Genomic DNA, 13,699 nt, shown 5'->3' with positions numbered 1-13,699 from the left:
CCGGATCGCTCCAGACGATGAACGAAAAGAGGGAAGAGAGATGAGCATCACCGCCACGGCGACCCCCGGCAAGACCCTGCTGTCCCCGCGCGACCACACGCTGGTCATGATCGACCACCAGTCGCAGATGGCCTTCGCGACCCATTCCATCGACGCCACCACCCTGCGGACCAACACGGCGCTCGTCGCCCACGCCGCGGCCGGCTTCGGCGTCACCACCGTCCTGACCACGGTCGCGGAGAAGAGCTTCTCCGGCCCGATCTTCTCCGAGATCACCGAAGCCTTCCCGAACGCCGAGGTGACCGACCGCACCTCCATGAACACCTGGGAAGACGCCAACGTCATCAAGCGCATCAACGCCATCGGCAAGGACCGTCTGGTGTTCTGCGGCCTGTGGACGTCGGTCTGCATCGTCGGCCCGACCCTGTCGGCCATCGACCAGGGCTATGAGGTCTACGTGATCTCCGACGCCTGCGGCGACGTCTCCGCCGAGGCGCACCAGCGCGCCATGGATCGCATGATCCAGGCCGGCGTCCGCCCGATGACCTCGCTCCAGTACATGCTCGAACTCCAGCGCGACTGGGCGCGGACCGAGACCTACGAAATGACCACCGGCATCGCCAAGAAGTACGGCGGCGCCTACGGCCTCGGCATCATCTACGCCAAGACCATGTTCGGCGCCTCGGAAGGCGGCCACAGCGCCGCGGCGTAAGGCGACACCGTTCCGGTCCGCCCCGCCGGCCGCGCCCGCGACCGGTGGGGCGCGGCCGTGCGGATTCGCCACCGATTGAAGGCCACCGACGGCCCACCGGCTGCAAGGACAATCGCGATGATGCCCTATCTCCTTTCGCTCGGCGCCGGCATCCTGGTCGGCGTCATCTACGCGCTCATCGGGGTGCGCTCGCCGGCGCCGCCGACCATCGCGCTGATCGGCCTGCTCGGCATGCTGGTCGGCGAGCAGGTCGTGCCGGTCGTGAAGCGGCTGGTCGCTGGCAAGCCGGTCGTCGCCTTCATCCAAACCGACTGCGCCCGCCACGTCCTCGGCCCGCAGGCTGGGGGCAACGCTCCCGACAAGCCCGCCACGGGCGAACGCGCGTGAAGCCGCGTCTCACCGGGCTGACCCGCCGCGGGGCCATGGCCGGCAGCGCCGCCGCGTCCCTGCTCGCCGCCCCCATCCTGTCCTCCATCACGTCCCGAACCGGGAGCGCCGCCATGCCCTCCGCCAATACGGCCACCGATCTCATCGTCATCAACGCCAAGGTTACCACGCTCGACCGCGAGAATCCGCAGGCCGAGGCCGTGGCGATCCGCGACGGGCGCTTCCTCGCCGTCGGCAGCGAGGCCGAGGCGCGGGCCGCCGCGGCGCCGAACGCCACCGTTATCGACGCCAAGGGGCGCCGCCTGGTTCCCGGCCTGATCGACAGCCACCTGCACATCATCCGCGGCGGCCTGAATTACAACATGGAGCTGCGCTGGGACGGCGTGCCGACGCTGGCCGACGCCATGGCCATGCTGCGCGCCCAGGTCGACCGCACACCGGCGCCGCAGTGGGTCCGCGTGGTCGGCGGCTTCACCGAGCACCAGTTCGCGGAGAAGCGCCTGCCGACCATCGACGAGCTGAACGCCGTCGCCCCCGACACCCCGGTCTTCATCCTGCACCTCTACGACCGCGCCCTGCTGAACGCCGCGGCGCTGCGTGTGGTCGGCTACACCAAGGACACGCCGAACCCGCCGGGCGGGGAGATCGTGCGCGATGCCGCCGGCACCCCGACCGGCCTGCTGCTCGCCCAGCCGAACGCCACGATCCTCTATTCGACCCTCGCCAAGGGGCCGAAGCTGCCGCCGGAATACCAGCTGAACTCCACCCGGCACTTCATGCGGGAGCTGAACGGCCTGGGCGTCACCAGTGTGATCGACGCCGGCGGCGGTTACCAGAACTACCCCGACGACTACGCGATCATCGAAAAGCTGCACGCCGACGGCGCGATGACGCTGCGCATCGCCTACAACCTGTTCACCCAGAAGCCGAAGGAGGAGTTGCAGGACTTCGCCACCTGGTCTTCCACGGTGAAGCCCGGCCACGGCGACGACACCTACCGCCTGAACGGCGCCGGCGAGATGCTGGTCTATTCCGCCGCCGACTTCGAGGACTTCCGCGTCGCCCGGCCGGAGATGCCGCCGAACATGGAGGCCGATCTGGAGCCGGTGGTCCGCCTGCTGGCGGAGAAGCGCTGGCCCTGGCGGCTGCACGCCACCTACGACGAGACCATCGGCCGCGCGCTGGACGTGTTCGAGACGGTCAACCGCGACATCCCGCTGCACGGGCTGAACTGGTTCTTCGACCACGCGGAGACGATCAGCGACCGCAACATCGACCGCATCGCGGCACTCGGCGGCGGCATCGCCGTGCAGCACCGCATGGCCTTCCAGGGCGAGTATTTCGTCGAGCGCTACGGCGCCAAGGCGGCGGAGGCCACCCCGCCCATCGCCAAAATGCTGGCCGCCGGCCTGCCGGTCGGCGCGGGCACCGACGCGACGCGCGTGGCGAGCTACAACCCCTGGGTCTCCCTGTCCTGGCTGGTCACCGGCAAGACGGTCGGCGGCCTTTCGCTCTATCCCATGGCCAACCGCATGGACCGCGAGACGGCGCTCCGCCTGTGGACGGAGGCCAACACCTGGTTCTCCAACGAGCAGGGCAAGAAGGGCCAGATCAAGGCCGGGCAGCTGGCCGACGCCGCGCTGCTCAGCGACGACTACCTGTCGGTGCCGGAGGACCGCATCGCGCACATCCGCTCCGTCCTGACCCTGCTGGGCGGCAAGGTCGTTCACGGCCAAGGCGACTACGGCACCATGGCCCCGGCGCTGCCCAAGCCGATGCCCGACTGGTCGCCGGTCGCGCTCTACGGCGGCTATTACCAGGATCCCAAGACGACGCAGAAACAGGCTTCGGAATGCGGTTGCCATTCCGGCTGCGCGGTGCATGGGCACGACCACGCCGCCGCCCTCGCGACGGACGTGCCGGTGGCCAACGCGCGCAGCTTCTGGGGCGCCTTCGGCTGCGGCTGCTGGGCCGTGTGAGGGGAGGGGACGGAATGACCGAAACGCTGGGTGGAATGAGGGGAGGGCGCGCGCGGGACAGCGCGCCCCAGCCCATCGCCGCGATCCTCGACTGGCCGGCCCTGGGGCTGCTCGCGCGGCTGGCGATGGCGGCGCCCTACGCGGTCAGCGGCATCGTCAAGCTGCTGGACTTCGACGGCGCGACGGCGGAGGCCGCCGGGCTCGGCCTGGGCTCCCCGGCGCTGGTCGCCGCGGCGGTGATCGTCACGCAGCTCGGCGGATCGGCGCTGTTCCTGACGCGGCGCTGGTGCTGGCTGGGCGCCGGCCTGCTCGCTGGCTTCACCGTGGTCGCCACGCTGATCGCCCACGCCTTCTGGACCTACGAGGGGATCGACCGCGCCCACCAGACCGCCACCTTCCTGGAACACCTCGCGATCGTCGGCGGCTTCGCCGCCGCGGCGGCGCTGGTGCACCGACAGCGGAGGGGGCCATGACCGCCGAAGCCGTGCCCGGGTCGGGCACCGCACCACCCCCCACCCCACAGCGGGCCGGCGCCTTCGCCCCCCTGCGCAACCGCCTGTTCGCCGTCCTGTGGGCGGCGACGGTGCTGGGCAACATCGGCACCTTCATGCGCGATGTGGCCAGCGCGTGGCTGGTGCTCGACCTGTCGGGCTCCCCCGCCACCGTGGCGCTGATCCAGGCGGCGGGCTCCCTGCCCATCTTCCTGCTCGCCATTCCGGCCGGCGTGCTGTCGGACATCCTGGACCGGCGCCGGATGCTGATCGTCATCCAGATCGGTCTGGGCTGCGTCAGCCTCGCGCTGCTGCTCCAGGCGGCGGCGGGGACGGCCAGCGTGATGTCGATCGTCGGGCTGACCTTCCTCGGCGGTATCGGCGCCGCCCTGATGGCCCCGGTCTGGCAGTCCATCGTGCCCGAACTGGTGCCGCGGTCGGAGCTGAAAGGCGCGGTCGCCCTCAACAGCCTGGGCATCAACATCTCCCGCGCCATCGGCCCGGCGGCCGGCGGCGCCATCCTCACCGCCTTCGGCGCGGCCGTCACCTACGGCGTCGACCTGCTGACCTACGTCGCGGTGATCATTGCCCTGTTCTGGTGGAAGCGCCAGCCCGACGCCCGCGACGAGCTGTCGGAGCAGTTCGGCGGCGCGCTGCGCGCCGGCCTGCGCTACGCCCGCGCCAGCCGGGAGCTTCACCGCGTCTTCCTGCGCGCCGGCCTGTTCTTCGCCTGCGCCAGCGCCTTGTGGGCCTTGCTGCCCATCGTCGCGAGCAAGATCCTCGGCGGCGGGCCGGGCTTCTACGGACTGTTGCTGGGCGCGGTGGGGGCGGGCGCCATCGGCGGCGCCGTGCTGCTGCCGCGTGTGCGCGACCGGGTCGGACAGGACGGCCTGATGCTCGGGGCGTCCGTGATCACCGCGCTGGTGATGGTCTTCCTGGCGCTGGCTCCGCCGCGCTGGGCGGCGATCCCGATTCTGCTGGTGGCGGGTGCGGCCTGGATCGCGGTGCTGACGACGCTGAACGCCACCACCCAGTCCATCCTGCCCAACTGGGTGCGCGGGCGGGGGCTGGCGCTCTACCTGACCGTCTTCAACGGCGCGCTGACCGCCGGCAGCCTCGCCTGGGGCGCGCTCGCGGAGGCCATCGGCGTTCCGGCCACCCTGTGGGCCGGCGCGGCCGGGCTTCTCCTTGTCGCCGCCGTCGTGCACCGCGTCCGCCTGCCGGCCGGCGAGGCCGACCTGATGCCCTCCAACCACTGGCCGGAACCTTTGACCGCGGAGCCCATCCGCGGCGACCGCGGCCCGGTGATGATCACCATCGAGTACCGCATCGCGACCGAAGACCAGGACCGGTTCCTGGCAGCGCTCCACCGCGTGGCGGAGGAGCGGCGGCGCGACGGCGCCTACGCCTGGGGCGTCAGCCAGGACTCCGGCGATCCGGAGCGCGTGCTGGAGTGGTTCTTCGTCGAATCCTGGGCCGAGCACCAGCGCCAGCACCGCCGCGTGTCGCGCGCCGACGCCGACCTACAGGAGGAGGCGCGCGCCTTCCACCGCGGCACAGAGCCGCCCGCGGTCGCGCATTTCCTCGCCTTCGACCGCCACCGCGGGGAGGCATCATGAGGGCGCGCGTCGGGGCGGCGGTTCTCGCCCTGTGTCTGGTGACCAACATGGTGGGGTCTGGCACGGCGGGGGCAGCGGATCCGGCACCGCCGCCCCTGACCAACACCCGCTTCAACGAGGATTACCGTTACCTCCTCGACCCCAACGCGCGCACTGGCGCCTTCTGGGAGCCGTTCAAGGCCACCCCCCTGACCTCCGACGGGTACGCGTCCCTGTCCTTCGGGCAGGAGACCCGGCTGCGCTTCGAGGCCATCCGCAACAGCAGCTGGGGCCAGGACAACCCGCAGAACGACGCCTATGGGTTCTGGCGCGTGCTGCCCTACGCCGACCTGCGGGTAGGGCAGGGGTTCCGCGTCTTCGGGCAGCTGATCCTGGCCGACGCTGTGGGCAAGCTCGAACCGCTGGCCCAGCCGGACGCCGACCGGATCGACCTGATGCAGGGCTTCGCCGACTTCAACGCACCCCTGGGGGAGGCGCAGGGGACGCTGCGCATCGGCCGGCAGATGCTGTCCTACGGGTCGGAGCGGCTGATCTCCATCCGCTACGGCGCGAACGTGCCGCGCTCCTTCGACGCGGTGACCGGGATCGTCACGGCCGGCCCCTGGCGCGTGGACGCCTTCCTCGGCCGGCCGGTCCGCGTTTCGCCGAAGCTGTTCGACGACGAGCGCGACGGGCGCCGCGCCGCCTGGGCGCTCTACGCCACGCGCCCCCTCGACCTCGGCTGGGGCGGCACCACGGGCCTGGACGCCTACTACATCGGCTACCGCAATGACCGCGCGTCCTTCGACGCCGGCACGGGGCGGGAGGAGAGGCACACGCTGGGCACCCGTTTCTTCGGCAAGGCCGACGGCTGGGATTGGAATTGGGAGGCGATGGGCCAGTTCGGCAGCTTCGGCACCGGCAGCATCCAGGCCTGGTCGCTGGCGACCGACACCGGGTACCGCATGGACAGCCTGCCGCTGCAGCCGCGGTTCGGTCTGAAGGCCAACATCGCCAGCGGTGACACCAACCCGCGCGACGGCACGCTGGAGACCTTCAACCCGCTGTTCCCCCGCGCGAAGTATTTCGGGGAGCTGACGCCGGTCGGCCCCTTCAACCTGATGAACCTGCACCCGTCCGTCGACCTCGCCCTGTCGGAGGAGTTCAGCCTCAACGCCTCGGCCATCGCCTATTGGCGGGAGAGCCTGGACGACGGCGTGTACGACCTGACCGGCGGCCTCCTGCGCTCTGGGGCCGGGTCTGGGGCGCGCTACATCGGGACGCAGGGCGAACTGGTGCTGTCCTACAGCGCCGGCCGGACGGTGGAGGGACTGGTCTCCTACTCCATCTTCAAGCCCGGCGCCTTCATCAAGGACACCGGCCCGGCCAAGACGACCCACTTCGTCGGGATGGAGGCCGTGTTCAAGTTCTGAGTCGGCAGTGGATGGCAAAGACCGCTCAGTAGCAGGTGCGGCCGACGCAGGTCGGGGGATGGATGCTCCCGGTCCAGACGCTCTGGCCGCTCTGGAAGCTGCGGACCCGGTCCTGCGATTCCCGCTGCGCCTGCTCCCGCTGATGGATGCAGCGTTCGTAGCCATCCGGATCACGTCCGGCGCAGGCCTGTTCGTTGGTGGCGCAGGCCACCACCATCCACGCGAACGCGAGCGTTGCCCAGCGCATGGCCGCCTCCCTGGTGCGGAGGAGAGGTGCTGAGGAGATTTCCCCCCGATTCTTTCAAAGCAGCCCGGTGCCGGCAATCCTCCATCAGAGGTAGCCGGCCATCCGCTGGGGCGGCAACTTTTCCTCTATCCGAACAAAACAAGAACATGTAATGTGGGCTCATCAACCGACGATGCCAACCACGACGCCAACGACCGAGGGATGACCCACATGATCGTCCAGTTCGACACCGGCCTGACCACCCACCTCCGCGCCTGGGCGTGGCTCGACGTCGGAGGCCGGCAGCGCCGCCTGATCGGGTGGAGCATCGAGGACGGCGCGTGGCTCGTCTCGGAACCTGTGACCACGGTGGCGACCAGCCGTCCGGCGGAGCCGCCGGGCTGGGCGGTGACCGCGAACAACCACCGCTACCTGCTGACGCAGCCCGGCCTGCCGCAGGAGGACGAACCGCTCACCGTCATCGACCGGCTGCGCACGACCGGCGGCCTCGAAGCCCGCGCCGTCATCCAGATCGTCCCCTGGCAAGCGGCGGCGCAGGCCGCTGTGCCCCCCTGGGCGGCGCGCCGGTCGGCCTGAAGTATCCCGCCGGCACCTCACTCCCGGCCCCTCACTGCGGCTGGCTGGTCCGCCACTTCAGGAAGTCATCGATCAGCCGGTCGCGCTCGCTCGCCCGCAGGCTGGGCGCGGTCTGCTGGATGACCTGCCCGAGGCTCTGACGCGCCTCCGCCGACAAGACCGGGCGGGCGTCGTGGTGGCCGCTGAGCCAGTCCTCGGCCGCCTTGAAACGCTTCCACCCGCCGCCGACCGTGGCTTCGAGGTTCACCTCCTGCCATTTCGGATGGCGCTGCGGCTTTTGGAACTCGTCGATCTTCGAGAAGAAGGAATCGATGAACCGCGCGATGCGGCGATAGCGGTCGGTGCGTTCGGGCCAATTGTAGGTGGCCAGGATCGTGCCCACCGCGACGGTGTTGACCGTCTCGCCGGGCTTGACGAGCTTCGGGTAATCGTCGCCGGTCAACACGGCTGGGAAATAGTTCTTCTCCAGCGGTTCCGCATAGGGGACCTCAAGGAAATGGAATCGTTCGTCGTTGATCGATGAAACAACGGCAACCGGCTTCGCCGCCACGGACACCATGGCGGCGATCTCACCGCTCTTCAGCATGTTGATCGCCGTCGGCTGGTCGACGTTGATCGCGTCCACTTTTATGCCCAGTCCTTGGAACATCAGCCGGCCGGACGTGTCGGTTCCGCTGCCCGACACGTCGAAGCTGACCTTCTTGCCCGCAAGCTGGCGGTAGTCGGTGACCTCGCGCGGGGCAATGACGTGAAGCTCGTCGTTGAACAGGCGCGCGACGTAGACCAGCTGGTTGTCGATGTTGCGCAGGCGCGGGTCCTGACGAAGCTGGTCCATGGTGTCGGTGCGCACGAAGCCGAGGTCGATGCCCTTGAGGAAGCGCACGTCGTAGGCGTTCTGCCCGGCCCCCTTGCCGAGCACCGGCAGGATGCGCAGATCGTCGCCGTTGTCGAGGATAAAGGCCATGTCGCTCGCCATGCGGAAATAGGTTCCCCCCGGCGTGCCTGAAATCACCGCCACGGTGTTGGCGTTCATCCGCTCGGCAAGGGAGGCGTCGCCGTCCGCCCCGGTCGGGCGGCGGACGGGCTCGGCGGAGACCGTGGCGATCATCGCGGCGCTCGCCAGCCCGGCGATGAGCAGGAGTTTTTTCATGAATGGTCTCCCAGTCGGAGTGCGGCGTCGGAGTGCGGCGTCGGCGCACAGTGCGGACGGCTCGCAGGCGACTATTTGCGATGGGTGGCAAACCAGCCGGTCAGTTCCTTCAGTGGGCCGTCGGCGTCGCCGACGCCTTTCGCCACCGCCTCCCCATAGAGACGAACGGCCTGCTCGGGGTCGGGCGACAGGCCGCGCACATGCATCCGTTCGAGCACGAGGGGATCGTAGGTCTTGCCGAGAGCCAGGGTCGCTTCTGCGCTGCCGCCGGCCGCCGCCCGCCGGAAGAAGAGCCGCGCCCCCGCCAAATCGCCTTGTGCGAACAGTTCCTGGCCGCGCTTGAGCAAGCGTTGCGCATCCGCAGGCACCGTCGTGCTGACGGGCGGATGCGGCGGCAGGCTGGGCACCGCCATGGCCACCACCGACGGCGGTGTGGGTTGCGCGGTCGGCCGCGCTTCCGGCACCGGGCGGACCGGCGGGTCGACGCTGCGCAACGCAAGCGTTTCCGTCGTCGCCGAGCTTGCCGACTGGGTCACCCGGTTCGCGACGTCGACGTCGCGTTGCGGGATCGCGGCGTTTGTGGCTTTCAAGGCGCGCATCTGCACATCCAGGTCGACGCTACGCTGACCGACCAGACCACCGCCGTGCTCGCTGATTGCCGTGACGCTCAGCCGCGTCGTTCCGATCTGATCCGGGGCCAGGGTGATCGCCAGATTGGGCAGTTCGTCGAGCGGCACCCGCCAGGTGCCGTTGCCGAGATTGCGGCCACGCGACAGTGTGGCGTTCGGCGGCATTCTGGAAATCTGAACATAGGTTTCGGAAACCGCCGTTGAGCCGGCTTTGGTCGGTGGACTGACGACGACGACCAGCGGGGTCGGCAGGCCGGCGAATCCAGGCATCGCTTCCGCGGCGAGATAGGGAAGCATGAATGGATCGTCCGGCTGCACCGTCCGGCCGCTGCCTGGGGGATCCAGCGCGGAAGGGCGGACGTTTCTCCATTCGTCGCTGGGTTCGTCGCTCTGCGCGGCGGCGCCCGGCCCCGTCGACACGGCGAGCACGGTTGTGACCGCAAGCAGCATCCGGTGGCTTGTCAGCAGCGAATATGGCAAACGCGGAAGGTGCCCGGTTCGCATGACGATGACCTCCCTGAATATTGTATACTTGGAGGCTGTGGGATCGGCGTCATCGTCACGGATATTCTTATGACGGAATGCCCTGCTACGTGGCCCCGCGCAGCCATTTTATTTCTGTATGTTTATCTCCAACTGGGAATTCTAATACATCGATCGATTGGCGGGAATCGCGATTAGTGGTTGGGCCATAGCAATTCGGGCCTGTTTGATTAATACCTGCGATCAAATCTCCTGACCGCACTCCGCACTATGGACGGGGTGTGCCCCGCCCATGTCGGTTTGCACATGTCGGTCTTCTCACCGACGCGGCGCGCGGAGCCGTCAAACGGTCAGCACCGCGGCACCGCTGATGATGCCGCGCCGGAGCGCGTCGACCGCCTCGTTCGCCTGGGTGAGGGGAAAGGACGTGGTTCGTGTGCGCACGGGGACGCGGGCCGCGAGCGCCAAAAACTCCTCCCCATCGCGCCGGGTGAGATTGGCGACCGAGCGCACCATCCGCTCGCCCCACAGGATTTCGTAGGGAAAGGATGGGATGTCGCTCATGTGAATGCCGGCGCAAACGACGACACCGCCCTTCACGACCGCGCGCAACGCGATCGGCACCAGCGCACCGACGGGTGCGAACAGGATGGCCGCGTCCAATGGTTCGGGTGGCTCCTCTTCCGACCCACCGGCCCACACGGCTCCCAATTCCCGGGCCAGTGCCTGGGCCGCGTCGTCGCCGGTGCGGGTGAAGGCGAAGACCCGCCGTCCCTGGTGCCGGGCGACCTGGATGATGATGTGCGCGGCCGCTCCAAATCCGTAGAGTCCAAGGCGTTCCGCCTTGGTCACCGCGTCCCCGTCGGCCATGCGGAGCGCCCGATAGCCGATCAAGCCGGCGCACATCAGCGGCGCAGCCTCCGCGTCCGTGTAGGATGGATCGATGGCAAAGGCGTAGCGGGCGTCGGCAACGGTCATCTCGGCATACCCGCCGTCGATTTGGTAGCCGGTGTAGCGCGCCCGATCGCAGAGATTTTCGCGCCCGGAACGGCAATAGACGCATTCCCCGCAGCTCCAGCCGAGCCATGGAACGCCCACGCGGTCACCGGTCCGAAAACGCTCCACGCCCGGCCCGGTGTCCAGCACGGTCCCGATGATCTCGTGTCCGGGAACGAGCGGCAGCTTGGGATGCGGCAGTTCACCATCGATGACGTGCAAATCCGTCCGGCACACAGCGCAGGTATGAACGCCGATCAGGATCTGGCCCGGCCCCGGCTCGGGATCGGGCAGCACCGCCGGGACCAGGACCGTGCGCGGCTGCGGCAGGATCATCGCCTTCATGGTGCCCCTCGCTGGGAGGTATGAACGTCGCCAAGCGGCGGCCAAGCGGTCGTGAACCCGCCGACCCGCCGGCCCCCTCAGCGGGACAGGGTCTGCAGGTAAGCCACCACGTCGTCGATCTCCGCCCGGGACAGGCTCAGGTCCGGCATCGGCGGGTGTGGAGAGGTCAACCACTGCCGCAGCCAGTTCGGTCCCCGGGCGGGATCCCGTGCGATGCTGGCCAGCGTTGGCACCGCGTCGGTTCCGCCGGGAGTGTTGGTGGTCGATCCGCGGCCCGACACGACGTGGCAGGACGTGCACCAGCGGTCGGCGATGCGCCGGCCGTTCTCCGTGTCCGCCGCGTAAACCGTCGACGAGAGGGCAAGCAGCACGATCGGAAAGGCCGCGACCGGTTGCGCCTTCATCGCGCGCCTCCCTTCAGCGACATGAGATAGGCCACGATATCGTCGGTTTCGTCCCGGTTCAGCCGGATGTTCGGCATTACGGGGTGGGAGATCTGCAGATAGCTGCGCAGAGCCAGTTCGGTCATGCTGGGATCGCGCATCCGTTCCGTCAGGTCCGGCGCGGCGAGATCTTCCTGCATCGGCGGGCGCTTGGCGGTCGGGATCGCGGAGACGCGATGGCACTCGCCGCAAATGTCTTCGGTCAGCTGACGCCCGTAGCCGGGACCACCCGGACCATCGGTCGCGGCGCGCGCCGACGGCATGGCGACCGACGCGAGGAACAGGCCGACGATGAAAGATCGGCACGGCGATTTGACCATGGGCATGGCCTTTGCGTGCTGTGAGCTTCCGCGGAGGGGCGATGGCAATCACTTGGCGCGGCTGCCAACACACCGGCACCGAATAGGCAAGCGTTTATCGATCGACGATATGCTAAAGCGATGGATGCGGCGAAGTCCACTCTTCCTCCGTGGTACGTTGTGAAGGTGAAAACGCCAAGAAAGTGGAGGTCTGAACGATTAGGCGATCATTTCATTGCAACACTATTTTTCCGCGTAAGCGGCCAATATGATTGTAAACTCTCTTTAATCCAAAATGACACCTATTACGAAGAAGCGAAAGTCTATAGGTTTCCGTTCTGCCTCCGCTGCGTGAGGAGCGCACAGGCGATTTCCGTGATGTTGGAATCGGGAAGCCATTATGGTTGGTTCCGGTCCCCCGGCCAGCGTTCATAACAGGACTGCGCCGTATGCTCCGGAGCGGGGCGGCGGCGAGCCGGGCGGTCGCGCGGAAATCGCCGTTGCCGTGATCGACGACCGTGCCCTTTTTGGGGAGAGCCTGGCGACGGCGGTGAATGCGCAGGCCGGCGACGTGGTGATGAGGCATTGGCGCTGCGCACAGGCCCTGGCGGACTTGCAAACGGTCCAGCGCGACGCCGATATCGTCCTGGTGTGCATCGGCCGCGCAAGCCTGACGAAGGGATCGACCAACCAGCTGCTGAAAGCGCTGTTGCGGGACGATTCTCATCCTCCCGTGGCCGTGCTCGCCGACACCGTCAACCCGAACATGGTTCGCAATGGCATGGCGATGGGCCTGGGCGGGATGATCGCCAGCTCCGTTCCTCTCGGAAGCGTCATCAGCGCCTTGCGGCAAATTCACAGCGGCGCCACCGTCCTCCCGAACATGAACTGATCATGATTTGATGTGGTCCGTAGGCCAGAGCGGCGCATGCGAGCGGCGTGACGCCCGACGCCATGTCCCGGCCATTCATGCGTCCGGCTGGCGCATGGTGCGGTAGACCGCTTCGGTGCGGTTCGTCACGCCCAGCTTCTTCAGGATGCTGCGCACGTGGACCTTGACCGTGCTTTCGCGCATGCCGAGTTCATGCGCGATGATCTTGTTGGGCTTTCCTTCCTTCAGGCATTCCAGGACGGAAAGCTGGCGGGGCGTCAGTCCATACAAGGGCGTTTCCGCAGCCTGGCGGAAGACGGCCGTCCCGTTCGGCCCGGGTGAAGGGGCGCTGTCCTCGGCGGCGCGGCCCGGCAATGCGCCCTGGTCCTGGATGAGCTGGTGCAGGAAGCTCGGCGGCACGAAGGTTCCGCCGGCGGCGATGAGGCGAATGGCTTCCAGCGCAACCGAAAGGCCGACGGCTGTGGATATGTAGCCGCGGACGCCGAGTTGGAAAGCCTCAAGGACGGTATCCCCGTCTTCCCGGTCGGACAGCACGATCAGCGGCGTATCTCCCAAGCATGCAACGACATCCCGGAGCCTGGCCGCGAAATCCGTTTCGGGCGGGGCCAACGCGCTGCAATTGTAGAGGACGACATCGGGTGCCGTTTCGCCGTGGAGCAGATGCTGCACGTCCGCCGCGGAGGCGGCGGTCAGCACATGCACACCACGATCGCAGAGATTGATGCTCATCGACAGGCACTCCCGTGTGAGCAGCATGTCGTCGAGCAATAGAACGGTGATGTTCTTGGTACTGCGGGGTTTCGTCATGCTCTGCACAACCTTGTCCGCATCCACGGTCGCGCCCGCCTTTCGTTCTGCGGAGACCTGCGACCTGAGGAATTGCGGGTCGAAGGCCTCCGGAACTGGCATAGAGCATTGTTGTGAACACATAAACCGTCCTCCATACGTGCTTCCCGCGTTCATGTGTCGTGCGCGGTTGATCCCCCAAACGTCGCCGGGAGGTTGGAAGCAAGGACAAGCACGCATGCGGCGGCGCGGC

Annotated in this window: 15 protein-coding genes; 8 read left to right on the top strand and 7 right to left on the bottom strand. The window is 68.0% G+C overall.

The features are described 5' to 3' along the window. The first annotated feature begins 40 nt into the window (after positions 1 to 40). The 6 genes from M2351_RS16000 (at position 41) to M2351_RS15975 (ending at position 6,600) form a co-directional block, all read left to right on the top strand. Complete coding sequence (locus M2351_RS16000) at positions 41 to 712, top strand: hydrolase (protein ID WP_264657111.1); 672 nt, start codon at positions 41 to 43, stop codon at positions 710 to 712. A gap of 117 nt (positions 713 to 829) precedes the next feature. Continuing rightward, positions 830 to 1,099 carry a XapX domain-containing protein gene (locus tag M2351_RS15995; protein WP_209764937.1) on the top strand — a complete coding sequence of 90 codons (270 nt, stop codon included), beginning with the start codon at positions 830 to 832 and terminating at the stop codon, positions 1,097 to 1,099. Continuing rightward, complete coding sequence (locus tag M2351_RS15990; RefSeq protein WP_264657110.1) at positions 1,096 to 3,078, top strand: amidohydrolase; 1,983 nt, start codon at positions 1,096 to 1,098, stop codon at positions 3,076 to 3,078. Before M2351_RS15995 ends, M2351_RS15990 begins: the two co-directional genes overlap by 4 nt. Positions 3,079 to 3,092: 14 nt before the next feature. Next, positions 3,093 to 3,551, top strand: a complete 459-nt coding sequence (locus tag M2351_RS15985; RefSeq protein WP_264657109.1) for a DoxX family protein — start codon at positions 3,093 to 3,095, stop codon at positions 3,549 to 3,551. Beyond that, on the top strand, positions 3,548 to 5,188 hold the full coding sequence (locus M2351_RS15980) for an MFS transporter (protein ID WP_264657108.1): 1,641 nt from the start codon (positions 3,548 to 3,550) through the stop codon (positions 5,186 to 5,188). Before M2351_RS15985 ends, M2351_RS15980 begins: the two co-directional genes overlap by 4 nt. Beyond that, entirely contained in the window at positions 5,185 to 6,600 is a 1,416-nt protein-coding gene (locus M2351_RS15975; protein WP_264657107.1) for an alginate export family protein, read from the top strand. The genes M2351_RS15980 and M2351_RS15975 overlap by 4 nt, the downstream gene beginning before the upstream one ends. Positions 6,601 to 6,625: 25 nt before the next feature. Here the strand turns inward: M2351_RS15975 and M2351_RS15970 are convergent, their stop codons facing one another. Further along, a complete protein-coding gene (locus M2351_RS15970; protein ID WP_264657106.1) occupies positions 6,626 to 6,847 on the bottom strand; it encodes a hypothetical protein in 222 nt (73 codons plus the stop codon). 201 nt (positions 6,848 to 7,048) lie between these two features. On the opposite strand from M2351_RS15970, the gene M2351_RS15965 reads away from it, so the two are divergent. Next, complete coding sequence (locus M2351_RS15965; protein ID WP_264657105.1) at positions 7,049 to 7,423, top strand: hypothetical protein; 375 nt, start codon at positions 7,049 to 7,051, stop codon at positions 7,421 to 7,423. Between the two features lie 31 nt (positions 7,424 to 7,454). Here the strand turns inward: M2351_RS15965 and M2351_RS15960 are convergent, their stop codons facing one another. From M2351_RS15960 to M2351_RS15940, 5 genes are all read right to left on the bottom strand, one after another. Beyond that, entirely contained in the window at positions 7,455 to 8,573 is a 1,119-nt protein-coding gene (locus M2351_RS15960; RefSeq protein ID WP_264657104.1) for a TAXI family TRAP transporter solute-binding subunit, read from the bottom strand. A gap of 71 nt (positions 8,574 to 8,644) precedes the next feature. Then, positions 8,645 to 9,706, bottom strand: coding sequence for an SEL1-like repeat protein (locus M2351_RS15955; RefSeq protein ID WP_264657103.1), 1,062 nt, complete (start codon positions 9,704 to 9,706; stop codon positions 8,645 to 8,647). A gap of 321 nt (positions 9,707 to 10,027) precedes the next feature. Further along, positions 10,028 to 11,026, bottom strand: a complete 999-nt coding sequence (locus tag M2351_RS15950; protein WP_264657102.1) for a zinc-dependent alcohol dehydrogenase family protein — start codon at positions 11,024 to 11,026, stop codon at positions 10,028 to 10,030. A 77-nt stretch (positions 11,027 to 11,103) separates the two neighbouring features. Continuing rightward, on the bottom strand, positions 11,104 to 11,430 hold the full coding sequence (locus M2351_RS15945; protein ID WP_264657101.1) for a c-type cytochrome: 327 nt from the start codon (positions 11,428 to 11,430) through the stop codon (positions 11,104 to 11,106). Beyond that, positions 11,427 to 11,789 carry a cytochrome c gene (locus M2351_RS15940; RefSeq protein WP_264657100.1) on the bottom strand — a complete coding sequence of 121 codons (363 nt, stop codon included), beginning with the start codon at positions 11,787 to 11,789 and terminating at the stop codon, positions 11,427 to 11,429. The genes M2351_RS15945 and M2351_RS15940 overlap by 4 nt, the downstream gene beginning before the upstream one ends. Before the next feature lie 484 nt (positions 11,790 to 12,273). On the opposite strand from M2351_RS15940, the gene M2351_RS15935 reads away from it, so the two are divergent. Further along, positions 12,274 to 12,660, top strand: coding sequence for a DNA-binding response regulator (locus tag M2351_RS15935; RefSeq protein ID WP_264657099.1), 387 nt, complete (start codon positions 12,274 to 12,276; stop codon positions 12,658 to 12,660). 75 nt (positions 12,661 to 12,735) lie between these two features. Here M2351_RS15935 and M2351_RS15930 read toward each other — a convergent pair whose 3' ends face one another. Further along, the gene (locus M2351_RS15930; protein WP_264657098.1) at positions 12,736 to 13,494 is read right to left on the bottom strand and encodes a LuxR C-terminal-related transcriptional regulator; all 759 of its coding nucleotides are present in this window, start codon (positions 13,492 to 13,494) and stop codon (positions 12,736 to 12,738) included. Positions 13,495 to 13,699 lie beyond the last annotated feature (205 nt).

Source organism: Azospirillum canadense, from assembly GCF_025961225.1.
GTDB classification, from domain to species: domain Bacteria; phylum Pseudomonadota; class Alphaproteobacteria; order Azospirillales; family Azospirillaceae; genus Azospirillum; species Azospirillum canadense.
Note: the sequence above shows the minus strand (reverse complement) of the source record. Positions and strands in the feature narration are given on the sequence as shown.